Origin of the sequence: Pseudarthrobacter cellobiosi, from assembly GCF_023913755.1 — a bacterium.
Lineage (GTDB): Bacteria > Actinomycetota > Actinomycetes > Actinomycetales > Micrococcaceae > Arthrobacter > Arthrobacter cellobiosi.
This window is the reverse complement of record NZ_JAMXBJ010000037.1, coordinates 86327-105048: the sequence shown is the minus strand read 5'-3', so window position 1 is coordinate 105048 and position 18722 is coordinate 86327. Positions and strand designations below refer to the sequence as shown.

Below are 18722 nucleotides of genomic sequence, written 5' to 3'. Positions count from 1 at the left end.
AATGAACTCCCACTGGGCATCGGACAACAAGGCATAACGCGAACTCACCGCTCAATTTTGCCAAAAAGCCACCCCAAAGCATTAGGAGACACGCCCTAGGCGCACCGCACGCAATCAGCCCGTCCACGAGGGTGACGGTTTCTGGGGTGATGTCCGCCTGTGGTGAGTCCGCCCCGGCGTCCCAGGCGCCCAGCAGGCCGCCCAGCCACCGTCGTTCTCCAGCGCTGGCGTCAGGCCACGAACCTTCCACCGCCCGTATCTCCACGGCAACCCCAAACGATCTCAGGCCTTGGGTGAGCCGCGCGTTGTAGACATTGCCGCCGGAGTTGTGGCGGATGTTGGCGGGGACCAGGAACCTGACCAACATGGGATCAGACGGACAGGTCGAGGGTGTAGGTGGCCCACGCGTCCGGATTTTCGCGCAGGGTGACGTCGATCCCCGCGAGCTCGCGGCCGTCGTCGTCATCCGTGAGCTTGGCTGCGACCGCGTGGGCGATGTATTCCGCGAGCGCCTCGGTGGTGCTGAGCTTGCCTTCGAAGTCCGGGTGTTCGTCCAGGTTTTTGTAGTTGAGGCCGGACAGCACGTTCTCGATCATGCCGCCGGCGGCTCCGATGTCCAGGACGATCGAGTCCTGGTTCAGCGCACGACGGCGGAACGTCACCTCCGCCACGAACGTCGCCCCGTGGAGCGCCTGGGCCGGGCCAAATGCCTCCCGCGGGAGGCTGTGGGCGATCATAAAATGACGTCGGACGGTCAGGCTGAACACGGGCTACTTCCTGTCTTTGGGGTTGGCTTCCGCGGGGCTGTCTGCGTTGGGGTATTCGATCACATGGCACAGGGCTACCAGCGTGCCGTCGGCTAGGTTCTGCACTACTGCCGGCAGGTCCGTGAACGGAGAGGCACCGGTGAGGAATACATCGAAGACCGGGTCCTTGAGGAGCTCAACAGCCAATTCCAGGCGCTCAGCCGTGGTCCGGCGATGCCGCCGCGCCCGGGCAACCACGCCCACTTGGCTGGCCCGGATGGAGAGCCTGCGTGCATGAAAGTCTTCACCCAGCGGCAGCGTGACCTTGCGGTTGGCATACCAGGACATCTCGATGATCTCCCCCTCATCGCCGGCCAGCTGCAGGCTGCGTTCGAGGCCTTCCTGGGAAGCGGAGCAGTGGAACACGATGTCGCAGTCGGGTTTGGCATCCTCCGGGTGGGCGAATTCCACGCCGAGCCTGTCCGCCAAGTGCCTACGGTCTGGGTCCAGGTCCACGAGTTGGAGGCGGGCCAGCGGGAAGGTCCGCAGCAGTGTCGCCACCATGCCACCCACCAGACCCGCGCCGACGACGGCGATCCGGTCCCCCAGCCTCGGTCCGGCTTCCCAGAGGGCGTTGACGGCGGTTTCCACGGTGCCGGTGAGGACGGCGCGGCGGGCCGGGACGCCGTCGGGAATCCTGGTGAGGGCGTCGGTGGAAATGACGTAGCGGTCCTGGTGTGGATTGAGGCAGAAGACCTTCTGGCCTGCCCATCCTTCGGGCCCCTCCTCCACGACGCCCACGGAGAGATATCCGAACTTCACGGGCGACGGGAAGTGGCCTTCCTGGTGCGGCGCGCGCATTTCCTCGGCCACGCGGGGCGGGACGGAGCCTTTGTGCACCACGATTTCCGTGCCCTTGCTGATGCCTGAATACAGCGTGCGGACCAAAGCTTCGCCGGGCCCGGGGGCTGGCAGGGCCTCGTTCCGGAGCTCGCCATGCTCCGGGCCCGTAGTCCAGTACGCGGTTGCCTGTGCCTCTTTGCCTGAATTAGTCATCTTGCTTACGAATCTAGTCGGCGGGGGCTCTTCGCGACACCCAGCCCGCGCGGACGGACACTTGGAGCCCTTGGAATCGGGGCCATAACTGTCCGTTGGCGCTGTTGATGGGAGGAGCCCCGTTCTGCCCGTCTTAGCCCTGCCAGAGCCCTAACCCTGCGTTCCTTTAGGGGTTGGCGGTCAGACAGGGCTGTTGGCAGCGAGGGAGAAGTCCCAGTTCGGGTAAGGGTCTTGGGGCATGGGTCCGTGCGGCAGCGTGTCGTCCGGGAACATGTCGTCCGGTAGCAGCGCATAGTCGGGCAGTTCATTGTCGGGTAGATGAAGCTCGGCAGGTTGAGGCTCCGGAAAGGGATCATCCGCCCAGGGTCCGCCCGGAATTTCGTCGTCGGGCACTCCCTGATTTGCATGAGGCGCCAGCGCTGACCATTTGCCCAGCTGTTGTTCGGGCCAGGGTTTTGGCCACTCAGGTGGTTCCCAGTCGGGGTGTTCGCTGGCGTAGTGCCGTCCGGTGGGCGATATCCAGCCGGGTGATTCGGTCTTTGTGGCGGTGGTGGGTTTCCAGGCTGTGGTGGCGGAGCCTGTGATGCTTGGGGCAGGGCTGGCCGAGGTTTGAGATCCCGGTGGTGCCGCCGCGTGCCCAGGCCAGGATGTGGTCTGCTTCGTTGTCCAGGGAGTGGTTGCCGCAGCCAGGGAACGGACACTTCCCGTCCCGCAGCCGAAGCCATTGGCGCTGGGCTTTCGTGACCCGGTAGCTGGTCCGCCCGATCTCGAGCGGTGCGCCGTCTCGTGGGTCTGTCAGGACGCGGTGGAAGGACTCCGCGCCGTCCGCGAAGAGCTGCCGGGCCATGGACGGCGGGATCGGTCCGTACCCGTCGAGCGTGGCCGGTTCATCAGTGAGGCCCAGCAGCGACATGACCGGGACCGTGACCAGAACCTGTGCCCGCGGCGACGGAACACCCCCGGCCATGCTGGCGCAGTCGCCGGCCGCATCATCTGGGCCGCCGAGGAGCCAGGTGACGGTGATGTCGGCGCGGATCTGGCTGAGGGTCCGGTCCTCATCGGGTCCTTGGAGTGCTCTGGCGGCGGTGGTGGTGCGGTCCCAGATCCCCGCGGCCTGATCGGCGGGCAGGTAGGCGGAGAGCCAGGCCATGCCGTCACGCTCCGGCGCATACTCCGATCGCCGATCTTGGCCACCACGTACGTGGCGCTTTTCGATGCTTACCGGGTGGTGCCGCTCCCGCCACGTGCGGGCCTTGTGCCGGAACCGGCCGGGGACGAGCTCCCCCGCCGGGCAACCCCTCGCAGGGTTCACGGCGTCCGGGTCAAGGAAATGCGCCTCGAGGGCTTGCGCGCCGGCAGGGTCCAGGTTCACGGTTTCGTCGACCATGATCCGGGCGTGCTGCCACGAAATCGTCCCGGCCTGCAGCGCCGACAACGTCAAGGGCAGGGCGGTGGTGAGTTGGGGGCCTCCGCGAGCAGGGCACCCGCGGTGCGTTCACTGACCGTCAGCACGCAGGCGACCTCAGCGATCACGGCCATCTCTTGTCCGGTGTGGTCCTGCGGCGACTCGGCAGGACCCGCCAGGGTCTCGGCAGAGGCAGCAAAACCGGCGGCATCATGGACCTTCAGGGCCGCCATCTTCGCCTCCGCGCGGGCCACGGCAGCCAGCGTCCGCAGGGCAATATCGGCTCCCCTGCGCAACGGATCAACACCACCGGAACCTGAGGAATCGGCAGCGCCACGAATGACAAAAGCCAGCTCAGCGAAGGACGCCGCAAGGGCCTCCGCCGTCTCCACAGCTGCTCTGCTATCCATACTCAAATCATCCCCGGAGGGTGTGACAATAACGGCGAGGCTGAATGGCTATGTGCATATTCCTGATCATCCGCACCTCAAGGCTGCCATCCGAACCGCCCGCCGCGTCACTGCAGTTGAGAGCCTCATGTGTCCCTCGGGCGCTGGAGGGGGCTTACGTCTCCCTTCGCACCATCCGTGGGCTGCGCCTGCCGTTTTGTGGATGGGCGGTATGCTCCGGTAACCTATTCAGGTTGGTGACGTGTCCGAGCGGCCGAAGGTGCAACACTCGAAATGTTGTTTGGTGTCAAAGCCAACGTGGGTTCAAATCCCACCGTCACCGCCAGTGGGGGTTTTACGAATTCCCCGAGCTAGTGATTACGAATTCCCCCGGGCAGCAGTTGCCCGGGGGAATTTTTCATTCAGCGCGGCACGCGCTTGATCCTTGGGTCGCAGAAGCAGCCCCACGACCGTGTAGCGTTACACGGCTTATAGGGGCGTCGCTTGCGTTCCATTTGGATTTGGCACGACCAGTGACCCCAATGCCTGTCCACATTGGGGTCACCTTGGGGATGTTGTTTAGACGATATGAAGTGAAGAGCGTTCAGTCTCCTGCCCGTCCGGAGCGGCCATTGTCGCCGGGCAGCCGCGCAGCGCCAGCCTGATATGACGCGTATCCCTCGTGCCAGGGCGGCGCTGCGGGGCCTATCGCCCGGCGGAATTGGCCTTGGTCCGGACGGGCAGGGAATAGACCGGGACGATGGAATGAAGGCCGGGGCCTTCTGTTTCACAGGGTCCGTGGGTTGCCACTGACCAACCTCCTGGTCTATCGGCCTTGGGAGAGATGCAATGGTAGTGCCACATGTGAGTTTTGGGAGGTCCCGGCTATGTTTGAGCATACTTTCATCGGGCTCGATGTTCACGCGGTTTCTGTAGTTGGCTGCGCGCTGAGCCCGGATACCGGCGAGCTGGTCCAGGCGAAAATGGACTCCGACCCGGCGGTGGTGCTGGAGTGGATCCGCCGCTGCGAACCCCCGGTGAAGGTGGTGTATGAATCCGGCCCCACCGGATACGTTTTGGCCCGGTACCTGCGCGAGACAGGCATCAATTGCGTGGTCGCGGCGTCCTCGAAGTTGCTTCGCGCCCCGGGCGACCAGGCCAAAACCGATAGGCGCGACGCCCGCATGCTCGCCGAAATGCTCGCCCTTGGCCAGATCACCCAGGTGCGGGTCCCGACACGGGATCAGGAAGACCTGCGGGACCTGTCCCGGCTGCGGGCCACGTCGGAGAAGGACCTCGCCCATGCCCGCCAGCACGTGAACGCGATCCTGCTCCGGCACGGCATCAGGTATCCGGAGGAAAGCAAGTGGACGAAGGAACATGTGCTGTGGCTGCACCGGCAGCGTTTTGACTCCCCGGTGTTGCAGTTCACCTACGAAGCCGATGTGGAGCAGGCCGAACTGCTCGCAGCGCACCTGAAACGCATTGACCAGCGCGTCGCAGCAGCCGCCAGAGACTGCCAGTACGCCCCCGTGATCGAGGCACTGATGTGCCTGCGCGGCATCCAGACCACGACCGGCTTCGGACTCGCCGTGGAAATCGGGGACTGGACCCGCTTCACCGGGTCCTCCATCGGTTCCTACCCAGGGCTGGTGCCCAGCGAGCAATCCTCGGGCCAATCCCGCCACCAGGGCCCGATCACGAAAGCCGGCAGCAAATACGCCCGCAAACTCCTCATCGAGGCGGCCTGGCAGCACAAACGCCCCTACTCCCGACCCGGGCTGCGCCTGGTGCGCCAGCTGGACCTGGTCGCCCCGGCAACCCTATCCGGGCCCTGGAAGGCAACCACCGGCTCCACCACAAATGGGAAGTGTTCGACGCCCGGAAGAAAAGGTCAGTCACGGCCAACACCGCGATCGCCAGGGAACTGGCCGGCTGGTGCTGGTCCCTGGCCGCGCCGCTGCAGCAAGGGAAAAGCATGCACACGGCCTGACAAACGTGCCTTCCGGGTGGTTGGCGGGGCGTGACGTGGCAGCATTTTGGGGCTAACCCCGGGTTAGCCCTGGGCTAGTGGCTACTATGTGTCCATCATAGGCGGCTGGGCGTGTAACAAGGGACAGGTCACACCGTTTCGCCGCCAGTTCCGAACCCGAGTCAAGCAGTCTTCGGCTTCGTGCGCGGGAGTCGTCGATGCTCTCGCTTCCGGTCATGAATGTTCAACGCGGGGCATCTTCACACGTTGCCGGCTCTCACAAACCCAACCTGCTTAACAGCACGTCAGTGAAGTCATCCCAGGCTTGCCGTTCCTGAAGCCATGCGGGCCCTGTTGTTCGGCCAGGTCCGATCAGCGGGGCTACCTGACGCTTGATGTCCTCCCAAGTTCCATCTGGCCACCTGACATCAGAAGGCACCGTGCGGAGCAGGAGCTGAAAGTGATTGGCGGCTTGGTTTAGTAGCGGCTCGTCATTCAACGCCTGAGCATAGCTCTGCAGTCTGGCTGCACTTACGGTCGCCATAGGCGCGTCCGCCTTTCGAATTCATTTGTCCGGACTTGCTGTTCGCGGTCGACCCAACCACATCCCACGGCAGGAGTCCTCTCGTTGAGTTTGCCTTGCTGGCGGACTTCGCCAGCGTAACAGTGACGAATCTTCGGTTGGGCTGTGTTCCTCTGAGAGAGGGCCCTCATTCTCTCCGCTTCCTTTAGAGGTCTCTGAGCGAAGTATCGGCGTCGAGGCGAGCCAGTCGTGCAACATGGCCGACTGCTCCTGCGCAGAGGAATAACGGGACGCAAACGAGTGCGCCGAGAACTAGTAGCCAATTTGGCGTGGCCCAAGCAGCAACCGGCAGTAGGTCCAGTTGCAAGCTGCTGAAGACGGCTGTTCCAATCATGGAAGAAATGGTCCCCAAGAGCGCACCTCCTACGCCGATGATGAGGCCGACTGCCGCCAGTTCAATCATGTAAACGCCGGCTATCGAGGCTCCAGACCATCCGACGGCTTTGAGGAGGCCCACTTCTCGCGCACGCTGTTTGATCCAGCTTCCGCCCACCGAAATGCCCACTCCGAGGCAGAAAATGATCAGGACCCCGCCAATTACCCAACTGGCCAGAGCCAGGAGAGCAAACAAGCCCGACAAAGAGCGTATCTGGCCGGCCACACTGTTGACGGAGTAACCCAGGGCTCGTACGTCGTTCTGGACACTCACCACTTCGTCTGCGGACTCGACGCGGACGAAGGCTCGGGGGTATTTTGCTGTTTTCGTTGCCGGTCGGGCTTTGGCGAGCGTTGATTTGAGAAACTCGTCGGAAAGGTAAGCCGCCTGTGCACCGTCCGCGCCCGGGGAGGAGTTGTCGTAGATGCCCGCTACGCGCAGGGAAATTGAGACTGGTTCCCCGTTTCCCGGACCGATTTCCTTGGTATAGACGAAGCTTATTTCCTCGCCGAGCAGCTTGGTATAGTCCTGTCCCTGGCCCATGTCGGGGAGCATAATTTCGTTCCCCTTCACGCCTTCTTCAGGAATGTCTCCAAGCAATACTTTCGGCGTGATGCCGCTGATGAACGGTGTACCCAGAAACGCGCCGGGATTGTTCGTGGTCGGCCAGTTCGCTGGTTCCTCGATGGCGAGGTCGATTTGCGCCCAGCCGGAAGAATCCACGACGTGGTCGATCTGCTCAAACTCCGACAACGAGTCGTCCGTGATGTCGCGCGACGAGCCCGGCCCGACAGAAGTTACTTCCACATAGTTGAGGGCGGAGTTGGTTGTGATGTTGTTCGAGTACGAGCTGATGCCTGCCCCAACTACGCTGTCTGCAAAGACGAATACGGCGATGCCGAGCGCCATAAGAACCGCGAGTGGCCTTAGTTTAGATAGGGACAGCCGAACTGAACGTCCAGCGAAGATTCTATATTTGTTCAACAAGTACCTCACTCATGGGCAGTTCGCGGTGGGCTGTGTGCTGAAAGACCGAGTCGTGAGATGCGACCAGAACACCACAACCGCTCGCCGCGCCAGCTCGCATTGCATCGAGAATGGCTTCTGTGTTTGCCGGGTCAAGGCCCGAACTTGGCTCGTCGGCCAAGAGGACTGAAGGGTTGTTAATCAGGGCGCGGCAGAAGGCAACTCTTTGTTGCTGCCCGCCTGAGAGTTTTTTCGCTTCGCGGTCAGCCACGGACACCAGCCCGAAGCGCTCTAACTGTTCGGTGATTTCTGCCCGCGTGATCGGCCGGTTGCTGGCGAGAAGAACATTTTCCAACGCTGTGAGTTCAGGCAGTAAGTTGCTGCTCTGAAACACCATCCCGATTTCGGTCGAGCGCACGAGGCCGGCTGTCCGTGACGAGGTATGAGTCCTGTCGTGCCCTTTGATCCAAACTTTGCCGCTGTCGGGTGTTGATAGCAGCCCCGCGATGTTCAGGATTGTGGATTTCCCTGACCCCGACTCCCCCCGGAGCCAGACGATTTCGCCCGCTTCAACGATTAGGCTGACACCGGATAGCACTTGATGTCGTTTGCCGCGCTCATCCGTGAAGAATTTGGCGATGTTGTCCAGACGCAGGACTGAGGTCATTTGCTCTCTCCTAGGTTGTACGCGCCGGGTACGGCGATCATGGCTGCTGAGAGCGAGAGGCTGCACGCTGAGGCTTTGTCTTCTTCGAGTCGATACAGGGAGGGGACTTCCTCGCATCCCTTCAACTTCTGAAGTCCCTGGGCGGCCTTTTCAAAGTCGTTTGAGTCGAGCCCCGAAAGGCTTGCGCTCGTCATCGCGGTCAACGCCCGAAAGTAGTTCAGGCCTTTTCCACTAGGTTCGAGGATCAGCTCGGGAAGCTGGGCCTGAACTGCCGGGAACATCGATCGCACTTCCTCACTGTTAGTGAAGAACATCGAGTTGGAGAGCGCCAGCAGGGCGGTGGAAAGGGAACTTTCAGTGTTAGGATCGGCGTCGAATGGCTCTAGGCGCCGCAGCTGCACAGTTGAGTCGGCCTGGACAAGGACGTCCATTAGCTCGATGTATTCGGTGAGATTTGCCGATGTCACTGTTGTCGGGATCTTTGCCTTTCCTTGCTCGATTATGGTGCCGTAGTCACGCCATGATTCGGAACCGGATCGTTTAAGGGCTACTAGCGCCTTGAGCTGAGTCAATACATCGGTGTCGGGTGTCGCAAGAACCCGTGTCAATTCTTCCTGTGTTCGCTCCTTCGCGATCTCTGGGAAATTTGTGTCGAGGAGCCGCGCGGCCAAGTATGTTCCATGGACTGATCCTTTGGTCACCGATGATGAACGGACCAGTCCGGTCTGCTCGTCAATTCTGGTAGCTATGCGGTCCTTAACAAGCCGTTGCGCATCCGCATGTGAGTCCAGCAGTTCCAAGGAACGCAGCATGGAGTCGATGAGTGCATCGTCGTCAACCTGACCTGAATCCAGAAGCTTGACGAGGTGGTCTTTCGCATCGTTAGGGACCACGAGATCATTCTTGAGCGTGACTCTTGTTTCAAGTGCTGCCTGGAAGTCAAGGGTCGATTCGTAGTCTGCTGGGAGCCTCTTGATGTCCACGTCATTGAGCGCGATCTGCAATTCGACGGGTTTCTGCTTTTGGAGTGCAGAGTAGGAATCGAAGAGTCGCCACAGCAGGTAAGGCTTGTTGGTTATGGAACTAACGTCAACAGCCTCCAGGCGGGAATTCACTTCCTCCACAGCCGGCTTTCGCGCTGTCCCGGACCAGTCGTGCATCCTGCCAACGTCGATCCAAAACCAGAGCGCCGCGATTTCTGCGCCCACGTCTGGCTGCTTGATGGGGATGGCCGCATCCGCCAATTTCGTCTCCAATGCCGGAGACAAGGTTCCGCCGGTTGCTTTTAGCAACTTCAGCGCCGACCACAGAGTTAGCAGATCTGTGGTGTCCTGGCCGCTGACATCTTCGTCCACAGCCTTACTGGCCTCATCCGCGGCCAAAAGGTAGGAACCAAGATCGTCGGAATATAGGGCGGTGGTGTAGATGTCTCCGCGCTCTTGGTCCCCCGCTTCGGGCATCCTGATGAGCCCGTTGGTCCCTTGGAGCTTCTCCAGGTCTTTTTTAATGGCGGTAACGTCGTTCGCCGGCGCGAAGGGACCGGCACTGCAGGCAGACAAGCCAAATATTATTAGGGTCAGCAATGACAGTCGTTTGATACTTCGCTTGCTGTGGAGATTTCGACGACTTACGCCCGTACTCATATTCACCGCTACAGTGCCGATCTCTTCGTTATACGCGGGCGGAGGCGGTGCGCAGGTTGCCGTAGTAGAAGCCAGTGGCTGCTACGTCGGCACCCAGATAGAACGAGCCCCACCCCATGCAGACTGTGCCGCTCAGGTAGGATCCGGAAGCGCCGTTACTGTTGGTCCACTGGAGTGTGGCCGGGTTGCTGGTTCCCGATCCTGACAGGTTCACGCCCTTGATGCTGATGGACCCGACGCCGTACTGGTAAAATGATGTGGTATTGCGGATCCACACAGGTGATACGTTCATCACGGCCGAGGACGAGAAACTTCCGCAGCCACCCTCTGACACCGACTGAATCCACATGTTTGCCGTGATCGGCTGCCCGTTGTCGAAGGTGGCAGTGCCAGATGAGCTGCTCGCCTGCGCGCCAGACGCTGCACCAATTGCCAGAAAAGAGGTCAGTGCTATTGCGGCACCGGCCTTCCTTAAGTTCTTAACCATTTTCATGTGGTCCCCCAATTTCGATTGTCAAATGCCAGTTACATGCACGTTCCGAAGCGTTCGGGATTGATTGAGTCATTGCACGCAACGCCCGCATGTCTGACTCGTTCTATCCCGACTCTGACCGTCACGCCTCACAGGGTGAATTTGAACCACGGACCGTCCTGTCAGCCGCTACATGCGTCGCTTCCGATAGCGCCGCATGTAGGGATGCCGTGTTCCGCGGCCCGAGGCCGCCCGGACTCTCAATTGAAAGTCCTGGGACACCAGTCGCGGATTAACTCCCCCTCTTAGAACCCGCCAGATTTGCAAATCACCAGCGCGCCGAGCGGTCTGCCTCGGAATGCCGACCGCTCGGTGGTTAGAGGCTATGCCAACGAATTGACTAAAACAAGTTGGACGACCGGTTTTCTTTTGACAGAGATAAAACCATGCGTCCGGTATGCTCATCTGCGTTGGTCTAAAGCCGGGGGGGCTTAAAAGTGTGGGATAGCCAGTGGTTGAACTTCAGTTCAACTGTTCCAAGAGAGCTCGTCCACCGGGCCGCCGTCTCGGAAGTCTTCTTGACTGACGTTGTTCGGACCGGGGATGACGAATTTCGTGTTGCCACACAGTGGCCTCGATGGCACGTTTTCTACAACGTCCAGGGCAACGCTTTAGACTCTGCCCTCCTCGTGGAGACCATGCGCCAGGCGACCGTGTTGATCGCGCATTCCGACTATAAGGTTCCACTGAACCATAGGTTCCTGATGCCGATGATGTCACTGGAGAAAGTCGCTGTTCGTTCCCCTGACCCTTCACGGCCACTGGAGATGACCCTCCAGATCACCGTCAGCAGTACTCGCAACAGCGCAAAGCATCCAAGCAAACTTCACGCTCGGGGGACCTTCATGGCCGACGGCCAAGTTGTTGCCACTGCCGAAGCCGGGGCCCGCGTTATGAGTCCAACTGCATACAGTCGACTGCGCCGGACCACTCCAGCCGGCGCTCCCGCACTGTCCGAGCCGGTCAGCGCAGAAGAGGTTGGGGCAGTCACGCCGTTCAATGTGGTCCTGGGAAAGCCGAGCCTGAAGGATTGCTGGCCTGTACGAGTCGACCAATCGCACCCTATTCTCTTTGACCACCCCTTAGACCACGTTCCCGGGGTCCTGTTGATCGAAGCGGCACGCCAGGCCGCCAGGTTGGCCGCAGGGTGTCCGGCACTGGACGTCAGCAGGCTACGCGCGCGCTTCGACAAGCTGGTGGAGTTTAGCGATGAGCTGCGTGCAACGGTGACAACCTTGTCGGACAGAGGCAACGGAGATGTCGAAGTGGTTGTGTCAATGAATGTTGGGCACTGCGTCAAGGGGGAGTTTGAGCTTCTGCTCTCCAGGGTGACCGACAGCCGTCCACGTAGCGTACACAGCTTTGTGTCTTCGCCGTCACGCGCAGCCCACTAATCGGTAATGCCCGCCAACAAGAATCCCCACATTCGCTCAATTTCCTCCATCAGGTCTCGACGCTCGGTCCGGACCTCGGCGAGCATCTGCACACCCGTGAAAGACGCCACAATGTAGCGGGCAAGTGCGGCAGGCTCCACTGATGATCGCACGGTTCCTTCCCTCTGAGCCGCCCTCACGAGGGACTCCATCGTCGAAATCCAGTCAAGGTACGGTTGCTGCACCGCGTGTCCAAATGAGGAGGCTTCAAACGTGAGCCTAATGCCGGCTCTTACCACCGACTCGTCAAGGAGTTGCTGACCAAAAGACCGACACAGCAGCCTCATGGCGGTCAACGCAGAGTGCTTTTCTTGGAGGATCGCAGTGCTTTGGTCAACTGACATTTTGTGTTGGGCATAGATTACCGCTTTTGCAAGCTCTTCTTTGGATTTGAAATGGAAGTAGAGAGCCCCCTTGGTCACCTTCGCGTGCTCTGCTACCTCAGTTAACGAGGCACTGGCATAGCCGTGAGCTTCGAAAACGGAAGCCGCGCCGGCAATGATCGCCTCACGGGTCGCTTTTGCCCTGTCCTGTAGCGCCAATCGATCAATCCACCTTCCGACACACGAGAGGCAAGAATGCCCGGCTCTCCTCCATTATCACGTCTCCCACAGGCGTCTCTGACCGTCCTTCTCGTCGGGGCATCCGGTTTCGTCGGCGGCAACGCCCTCCGAGCATTGTGCCGTATTCCACACATCTCAGTTAGGACTCTGACGCGAAGAAGCCAAATATCAGTGGGGCTTGATCAGCTGGAGTCCGTGTCAGGAAACATCAGCGACCGGTCCTCTGTCCTGCGTGCTGCGGTCGGCGTCGACACTATCGTCAATGCCGCCTCCTACGTGGGACATGACTCCAAGCAGGCTGAAACGACGAACCTCGAAGGCGTCAGAAATCTGACAGATGCTTGCGCGATTGCAGGGGTCAGCAAATTGATCCATGTCAGCACCACGGCGGTGTATGGATTCGGGCCCTTTCGAGGCCTGGAGCCCGACCAATGTCGGTTCGCTCCGGAATCCATAGCGAGCCAAAGCAGGGTAGCAGGGGACGCAGCCGTCCTCGCAGCAGGCGGTACGGTGCTGCGACCAAGCCTCATATACGGCCCCGGTGACAAATGGCTCTTTCCCGGGCTGGCACGAATGTTCAGTGCCCTTGGAGCAACCATCGATGGAGGATCGGCTGCGCTATCCACCATCGCGGCCTCGACGCTGGGAGACCTCATTGCGACCATCGCCACTACAGGCGAGGACGTCGCCGGGCCCTACCATGCTTCAGACCTGACGCCGACGACGCTTGAATCAATGCTAGGCCTGGTAAAGGGTCAAGGGAATGAAATAGACACTGCATCTAGCGTCGGCCTCAACGAAGCAATCGAGAGGCTCACCCCGCTGGGATTCACGGAACACCAAGTGAGAATGGTGGGCGAAGACTATTGGTTCGATTCGAAACCCATATGGGACATCAAGCGGCGCGCCGGACGCTGACGGCGTAGCCGGATACCCACCATGGCATCCAAGCGGGACTTGCGCTGTCTTGTCTCCTCACCGGACGTGTGCCAAAACCTACGCTTAGCCTGTGCCAACTGATCAGACAGCGATAAAAGTCTCCTTCTGCCATCTAGGATGTAGGTAATTCGTAATACCCCCGCCAGTTGGCAAGGCCCCCCACTTTCCTTATAAACAAAGGGAAGTGGGGGTTTTGTTTTGCCCCAAACTTGGCCCCTTGATTTGTTGACATGGCCGTAGATCGTGGGAGCACGGAACCGGAAGCAGGTCGGCGATGCGTTGGACAGTGTGGTTGCCGGCGCACGTACGCCGGCTGGAGGCCGCCCTGTTGTCGAGGCGGCCGCCAGTTTCAGTGCGCTGCGGGCGTTAGTGCTCGGTGCCTGCGGCAGCAGCCTTCTTGGCGTTCTTCTCGGCATCCTTCTCGGCGCGCAGAGCCTCCGCCTCGTGCTGCTCCTCGGCTTTTTCCTGGTGGATGACCTCTGCCAGGAGCTTCTCCATCTCCTTGGCCACGCCGGCCGCTGACGCTGGGTTCTGGCCGGTCACCAGCCGGTCGTCGACCACGACCTTTTCCTCAAAGACACCAGCGGAGACGTGCGTGGCGCCCTGTTCCTCAAGCCGGTCTGCCAAAAAGAACGGGATGACCTTGTCCTTCCCTGCGGCAACCTCCTCGTCGTTGGTGAAGGCAGCGACCTTCCTGCCCTCGACCAGCCGAAAGCCGTTGGCCAACTCGACGTTCAGCAGTCCGGCCGGCCCGTGACAGACAGCGCCCACAACGCCGCCGGCGTTGTAGACGCTGGCTACGAGGTTCTGCAAGCCTTCGCTGTCCGGGAAGTCCCACATGGTGCCGTGGCCTCCCACGAGGAAGACGGCGTCGTACTGGTCGGGATCAACGACGTCGACGCGGGCAGTGTTGTAGAGACCGGCGCGCGTGGTCTCGTCCTCCGTGAAGGCGACCTGGATGGGATCTTTTGAGTCCACCTCGTCGCGCGGGGGCTGGCCGCCCTGGATGGACGCGAAGTCGACGAAATGCCCTGAATCCTTGAAGACCTTCCAGGGATGTGCAGCCTCGGCCACGTTGTACCCGGTCTTCTCTCCGGTATCGCCGATCTCGGAAACGCTGGTCAGTACCATGAGGATTTTCTTCATGAAGTGCTCCTTCCGTCTAATTTCCACCCTACGCCCAGCCCAATTCGGGCCCTCCCGTCTTAGAAGGCAAGGGCCTTTGCTGTACCCGACGGACAGTTCCCCCCGTTAAAGCTTGTCCGTCTTCTCATCTCCCTTGTGCCCGCCGCGCAGGTTTTCCTGGACCTTGCCGAAGAGATCCTTGATGGTGGATTCGGTATTCGTCAGCATGTCCGGCTGAAGGTAGACGTGTTGACTGCCCGGGAGGCTGTAACTGGACTGCAGGCCGCCACTTCCTTCAACGCCCTGCAGGGCGATGGTCACGCCGCCTTCCTTGCGCGCAATGGCCGCGATTTTTCCGAACACCAGCGTGAATTCGTCTGGCTCAAAACTGACGGTCTGACCCACGTGGGTCCTGTTAAGTTCACTGGCCGGAATCGCTTTCTCGTTGCCAGTCCCTGAGTAGTTCATCATGTGCTCCCTGAGGTAGTTGGCCACTTACGCCAGCAGTCTAGTCCCGCCCCATGCCGCGGTACATGGCCCTACTGGATGCCTGCACAAACGGCCGCAGCAAGAGTGGTCACATCCTCCATTGAACAGACCCGAGCCCTTCGGGTTGTATGAAGTGGACCGGCACACCTGCCCGGCACCCGATCTTTAAAAGGAAGAACCGTGACTTCGATGACGAATCGCGTTAATGCCCCCGGCCAATGGGACGACGTCCAGGTGGGCGACACCGTTCTGCTGACCCGGAACGGCCACACCGAGTACGCCGGCGCCGTGGACACCAGGACAACGGACGGCGAGACCGTCTGGGTCAGGACGCCGGTGGGCGGCCGCAGGCTCTTCCATGTCAGTGACGGCTTCGAACTCACCTGGAGCCAGCCGTGACCGAGACCTGCCCCGACGACTGCCATTACTGCTCAGGCCCGGAAACAGACTGAACGCAGCCACAGGTTGGGCAGCGGTCGCCAGCCCTGCGAGACTGGTCCTGAAGCCGACGTCGATCTCCCAGGAGCCACCGCATGACTCTCGAGAACAGCACTTCAGCCAGCTCAAACCGCATCACCGAACTGTTCGGCACGGACGTTCCGGTGGTGCTGGGCCCCTTCGGTGGCGTCTCTTCCGTGGAGCTGACAGCAGCCGTGAGCGACGGCGGCGGGCTGGGTTCCTACGGCCTCTACGGTTACGGTGCCGACGCCATTCGGAACACAGCAACCGAGCTCAAGAAGGCAACGGCGAAGCCGTTCGCCCTCAACCTCTGGATTCCCACCGGCGACGAAACCACGTCGCTCCCCCAGCCGGATTTCGACCACTACGTCGAGACCCTGAAGCCGTACTTTGACGAACTGGGCCTGCCGCTTCCGCACATGCCGGACCGCTACCTGCCCGGCTACGACGAGCAGGTGGAGGCAACCCTGGAGTCAGGTCCTGCCGTCGTCAGCTTTGTTTTCGGTGTGCCCGCGCCGGAACTGGTTGAGGCGGCGCACCGGCGTGGAATCGTGGTGGTGGGTACCGCCACCACAGTCGCGGAAGCCATGGCCCTGGAAGCTGGCGGCGTGGATGCCGTGGTTGCCAGCGGCATGGAATCCGGCGGCCACCGCGTCTCATTCCTGAAGCCTGCGGAGGAGTCCCTGGTCGGAACCTTTGCACTGGTTCCGCAGGTGGTTGACGCCGTCGGCATCCCGGTCATCGCCGCCGGGGGAATTGCGGACCGCCGCGGATACGCCGCCGCACGAGCCCTCGGCGCCGACGCGGTCCAGGTGGGCTCGGCGTTCCTGGCCGCCCGCGAATCTGCGGCCGTCCCTGCATACCGGGCCATCCTCCACAGCCCGGCCGCGCGGGAAACGGTGCTGACGAGAGCCCTCAGCGGACGGCTTGCCCGCGGCATCCCCAACCGCATCATCGCCGAACTGTCAGAAGCTGGGCTCTCGGACGCCGGAATAGCCCCGTTCCCCGTCCAGAACTGGCTCACTGGCCGATTCCGCCCACAGGCAGCAGCCCAGGGAAACACCGAACTCATGTCACTCTGGGCAGGGCAGGCCACATCACTGGTCCGGCACGACTCCGCCGCTGCAGTACTTGCCGAACTGCTCGCCGGCAGCCCTGTTTTGTAAGCTCGATACATCCGCGGTTATCCCAGCCATCGAATGTGGGACGATCGCCCGTTGACACCGGAGGCAATCCTTGACCAAAAAGACCGGCAAATCCAAGAGCAACAACAAGGACCGGCGGCACCTGAAGGCTGTTCCCCCGGCCCCCAAGATGCCGCTGCAGCTGGTCCTGAACCATCGGGCAATTGACTCGATGGCTGTCGAGTTTATTCAATGGAACGCGGCTGAAGCCCCTGACCCGGCCGATGCCTTCGAGTGCCTCGAGCTGGTCAAACTCTTCCTTACCGCGCAGCACGCCATCAATGGTTCGAGTTCAGCCACCGCTATCGACAGTGACGGCGTGGAGCAGGCGGCCGGTGCAATTGCGGCGTCGCTGGACCCCGACGACATGGACGAGGCCTTCGACGACATCTACTTCGCCCTTCACTCGTACATCCATTTCCTGAAAGGGAGCGGCCGCTGGAGCGGCACGGACGCCGCCTACGAGGAACTCCATTCAGCACTGGGAAACGGTATCGCCGCGGCTGTCCCGCAATTGCCGGTTATCCAGGTACCTGACCTCAGCGATGACCACCAGGAGGCTGCGTTCAATGCCATGCCGCTGATCCAGCATGCCACCTCCCTGCTGGACTGGATCGGAACCGGCAAGGAAGTCACCAGCACTGGTGCCCTGCGGCTTAAGGACATCGAGCCGGCAGCCGCAGCCGTAGGAGTACATGCCCGTGGAAAGCGGGCCGCGAGTCGGACCCTCCCACTTTTCGATCTGGAAACTGCCGAGAGCCGGCCCAAAACGTTGCTGGAAGTCGGGACCATGCACGACGTGCCGGTGCTCCGCGAGATCTGGTCAGCCTTGGTGGGGGCAAACCTAATCAGGCTCGGATCAACCAAAGCCGTTCCCGGCCCGGAAATGGCCGCCTGGAACAGCGCGAGGATCGAGGAACGGCTGGACATCCGCCGGATGCTGTCGGTGGTCCTTTTGGTCGGAGTGCTCACCGAGGAGGGCCAGGGGTGGGACCAGGAAGCGGTGGCCGCGATTCTGCTGGGCGTCCTCACCTACGGCACCACCGATGAACCGATGCCCGTGGCGGACCTCGAAAAGCTGGCGTCGCCGGACCTTGAGGGCGCCTTGCTTCAGGAGACAGGCCTCGAAGACAGCGAACTCGACGAAGCGGGCCTCGAAGACTCAGAACTCGAAGAGCTCTACGCGTCGTACGCGGCCCTCCAGGCACAGCAGAAGCTGTCCCTGCTCGCCGAGCTGGGATTGGTGGAGGCTGCGACGGATTACCGCGTTCCGCCGGTGGCCATCCAGTGCTTGGACATGGCAATGGGTTTCTTCAAATTGGCGGACGAGCCATCCGACGCCACAGAATCCCCGTCCAACGTGATCGCGCTGCACGGACCGTCACCGACGGGCCGCCCGCCCAGAGGCCGGTAGAATCTGAACGTCGCCGAAGAACACTGGAAGAACGCGACTGAAGCCCGTCACCGGCGACCGAAATAAGGAGGATCCGTGCGCACCAACCACGCCCGGCCGCCCTTCCATTTCCTTCGCGCCGCGTCCCTCTCCACGGGAGTCCTGACTCTTGCCGCAGGCGCCCACGCGGCCGGCGGCGGCGACCTTCCCGCCCCGGGCATCCTGCTGGCCGTGCTCGCGCTGACAGTACTGGCAGCCACCACTGCCACGAGGCTGCGGCTCAATTTTCCGGCCATGCTCGGCGTCCTCGGCGCGGGACAGTTCATCCTGCACGAAGCCTTCACTGCGTTCAGTTCGGCGGGCGCGGCTATGAGCACTGCTGCCTCCGGGCTCCACAACACCCACTTCGCCGGCGCTGCCGCACCTGTCATCGCGGCCACCGGACACGTCCAGGATTCCGGATCCGCGGGCATCCTGATGCTCCTGACCCACGCACTCGCCACCGGCGCGTGCGCCCTCCTGCTTGCCAAGGGTGAAGCCGCGCTTTGGGCAGTGGCCGCGTGGCTGAGGCCGCTCGTCCGGCTCCCCGAAGCAGTAACGCCCGACGCCGGCACGCCGCGGGCGGTTCCCGGCCCACCGGCGGTTCTCCCCCTCCGCCCCTGGCGGAACCTCAGGCAACACAGCCGACGCGGCCCGCCTTCCGCCGTCGTACTTTCCTGACTCCGCCCGCACCGCACTTCCGCAGGCCGCGGGCCCCATCCCGTACTTCCGCACGCCCCCATTCGGCGTGCGTCCGAAAGGC

The 18722-nt window shown here is 61.7% G+C and carries 16 protein-coding genes, 1 tRNA gene and 1 pseudogene; 8 read left to right on the top strand and 10 right to left on the bottom strand.

Translation table 11 applies throughout. The features are described 5' to 3' along the window. Positions 1-371: 371 nt before the first annotated feature. From NG696_RS06525 to NG696_RS06510, 3 genes and pseudogenes are all read right to left on the bottom strand, one after another. Positions 372-767, bottom strand: a complete 396-nt coding sequence (locus NG696_RS06525) for a 6-pyruvoyl trahydropterin synthase family protein (protein WP_252574849.1) — start codon at positions 765-767, stop codon at positions 372-374. 3 nt (positions 768-770) lie between these two features. Next, positions 771-1802, bottom strand: coding sequence for a dehydrogenase (locus NG696_RS06520; protein WP_252574847.1), 1032 nt, complete (start codon positions 1800-1802; stop codon positions 771-773). A gap of 180 nt (positions 1803-1982) precedes the next feature. Beyond that, positions 1983-3617, bottom strand: a pseudogene (locus NG696_RS06510) (HNH endonuclease signature motif containing protein). 235 nt (positions 3618-3852) lie between these two features. Here NG696_RS06510 and NG696_RS06505 point away from each other — a divergent pair. After that, a tRNA-Ser gene (locus tag NG696_RS06505) sits at positions 3853-3942 on the top strand. A 541-nt stretch (positions 3943-4483) separates the two neighbouring features. Continuing rightward, entirely contained in the window at positions 4484-5623 is a 1140-nt protein-coding gene (locus NG696_RS06500) for an IS110 family RNA-guided transposase (protein ID WP_252574845.1), read from the top strand. A 673-nt stretch (positions 5624-6296) separates the two neighbouring features. Here NG696_RS06500 and NG696_RS06495 read toward each other — a convergent pair. The 4 genes from NG696_RS06495 to NG696_RS06480 form a co-directional block, all read right to left on the bottom strand. After that, on the bottom strand, positions 6297-7436 hold the full coding sequence (locus NG696_RS06495; protein ID WP_252574843.1) for an ABC transporter permease: 1140 nt from the start codon (positions 7434-7436) through the stop codon (positions 6297-6299). 61 nt (positions 7437-7497) lie between these two features. Then, positions 7498-8160 carry an ABC transporter ATP-binding protein gene (locus NG696_RS06490; RefSeq protein ID WP_252574841.1) on the bottom strand — a complete coding sequence of 221 codons (663 nt, stop codon included), beginning with the start codon at positions 8158-8160 and terminating at the stop codon, positions 7498-7500. Continuing rightward, complete coding sequence (locus tag NG696_RS06485) at positions 8157-9719, bottom strand: hypothetical protein (protein ID WP_252574839.1); 1563 nt, start codon at positions 9717-9719, stop codon at positions 8157-8159. Before NG696_RS06485 ends, NG696_RS06490 begins: the two co-directional genes overlap by 4 nt. 112 nt (positions 9720-9831) lie before the next feature. Further along, positions 9832-10080 (bottom strand): hypothetical protein, encoded by a 249-nt coding sequence (locus NG696_RS06480; protein WP_252574837.1) that lies wholly within the window; start codon positions 10078-10080, stop codon positions 9832-9834. A 692-nt stretch (positions 10081-10772) separates the two neighbouring features. Here NG696_RS06480 and NG696_RS06475 point away from each other — a divergent pair. Continuing rightward, positions 10773-11729 carry a ScbA/BarX family gamma-butyrolactone biosynthesis protein gene (locus NG696_RS06475; protein ID WP_308291952.1) on the top strand — a complete coding sequence of 319 codons (957 nt, stop codon included), beginning with the start codon at positions 10773-10775 and terminating at the stop codon, positions 11727-11729. Here NG696_RS06475 and NG696_RS06470 read toward each other — a convergent pair. Beyond that, positions 11726-12310, bottom strand: coding sequence for a ScbR family autoregulator-binding transcription factor (locus NG696_RS06470; protein ID WP_252574833.1), 585 nt, complete (start codon positions 12308-12310; stop codon positions 11726-11728). The two genes, NG696_RS06475 and NG696_RS06470, sit on opposite strands and share 4 nt — an antisense overlap. 36 nt (positions 12311-12346) lie before the next feature. Here NG696_RS06470 and NG696_RS06465 point away from each other — a divergent pair, with 36 nt between their 5' ends. After that, on the top strand, positions 12347-13249 hold the full coding sequence (locus NG696_RS06465) for an NAD-dependent epimerase/dehydratase family protein (protein WP_252574831.1): 903 nt from the start codon (positions 12347-12349) through the stop codon (positions 13247-13249). 387 nt (positions 13250-13636) lie between these two features. Here NG696_RS06465 and NG696_RS06460 read toward each other — a convergent pair whose 3' ends face one another. Both NG696_RS06460 and NG696_RS06455 read right to left on the bottom strand, forming a co-directional pair. After that, positions 13637-14416 carry a type 1 glutamine amidotransferase domain-containing protein gene (locus tag NG696_RS06460; protein ID WP_252574829.1) on the bottom strand — a complete coding sequence of 260 codons (780 nt, stop codon included), beginning with the start codon at positions 14414-14416 and terminating at the stop codon, positions 13637-13639. Positions 14417-14521: 105 nt separating this feature from the next. Then, positions 14522-14863: a hypothetical protein gene (locus tag NG696_RS06455; protein WP_252574857.1), complete on the bottom strand. Its 342-nt coding sequence runs from the start codon at positions 14861-14863 to the stop codon at positions 14522-14524. 210 nt (positions 14864-15073) lie between these two features. Between NG696_RS06455 and NG696_RS06450 the strand changes: the two genes are divergently transcribed. The 4 genes from NG696_RS06450 (at position 15074) to NG696_RS06435 (ending at position 18640) form a co-directional block, all read left to right on the top strand. After that, the gene (locus tag NG696_RS06450; protein ID WP_252574855.1) at positions 15074-15283 is read left to right on the top strand and encodes a hypothetical protein; all 210 of its coding nucleotides are present in this window, start codon (positions 15074-15076) and stop codon (positions 15281-15283) included. A 134-nt stretch (positions 15284-15417) separates the two neighbouring features. Next, positions 15418-16509, top strand: a complete 1092-nt coding sequence (locus tag NG696_RS06445; RefSeq protein WP_252574828.1) for an NAD(P)H-dependent flavin oxidoreductase — start codon at positions 15418-15420, stop codon at positions 16507-16509. A 70-nt stretch (positions 16510-16579) separates the two neighbouring features. Then, the gene (locus NG696_RS06440; RefSeq protein WP_252567039.1) at positions 16580-17941 is read left to right on the top strand and encodes a hypothetical protein; all 1362 of its coding nucleotides are present in this window, start codon (positions 16580-16582) and stop codon (positions 17939-17941) included. Positions 17942-18016: 75 nt separating this feature from the next. Further along, entirely contained in the window at positions 18017-18640 is a 624-nt protein-coding gene (locus tag NG696_RS06435) for a hypothetical protein (RefSeq protein ID WP_252567037.1), read from the top strand. The last annotated feature ends 82 nt before the right edge of the window (positions 18641-18722 follow it).

Bases quoted from the DNA above. Each gene is read 5' to 3' on its own strand.
- NG696_RS06455 (WP_252574857.1), bottom strand. From the start codon at position 14,863: ATGAACTACTCAGGGACTGGCAACGAGAAAGCGATTCCGGCCAGTGAA.
- NG696_RS06445 (WP_252574828.1), top strand. From the start codon at position 15,418: ATGACTCTCGAGAACAGCACTTCAGCCAGCTCAAACCGCATCACCGAA.
- NG696_RS06490 (WP_252574841.1), bottom strand. From the start codon at position 8,160: ATGACCTCAGTCCTGCGTCTGGACAACATCGCCAAATTCTTCACGGAT.
- NG696_RS06460 (WP_252574829.1), bottom strand. From the start codon at position 14,416: ATGAAGAAAATCCTCATGGTACTGACCAGCGTTTCCGAGATCGGCGAT.
- NG696_RS06495 (WP_252574843.1), bottom strand. From the start codon at position 7,436: ATGGCGCTCGGCATCGCCGTATTCGTCTTTGCAGACAGCGTAGTTGGG.
- NG696_RS06520 (WP_252574847.1), bottom strand. From the start codon at position 1,802: ATGACTAATTCAGGCAAAGAGGCACAGGCAACCGCGTACTGGACTACG.
- NG696_RS06465 (WP_252574831.1), top strand. From the start codon at position 12,347: ATGCCCGGCTCTCCTCCATTATCACGTCTCCCACAGGCGTCTCTGACC.
- NG696_RS06500 (WP_252574845.1), top strand. From the start codon at position 4,484: ATGTTTGAGCATACTTTCATCGGGCTCGATGTTCACGCGGTTTCTGTA.
- NG696_RS06450 (WP_252574855.1), top strand. From the start codon at position 15,074: ATGACGAATCGCGTTAATGCCCCCGGCCAATGGGACGACGTCCAGGTG.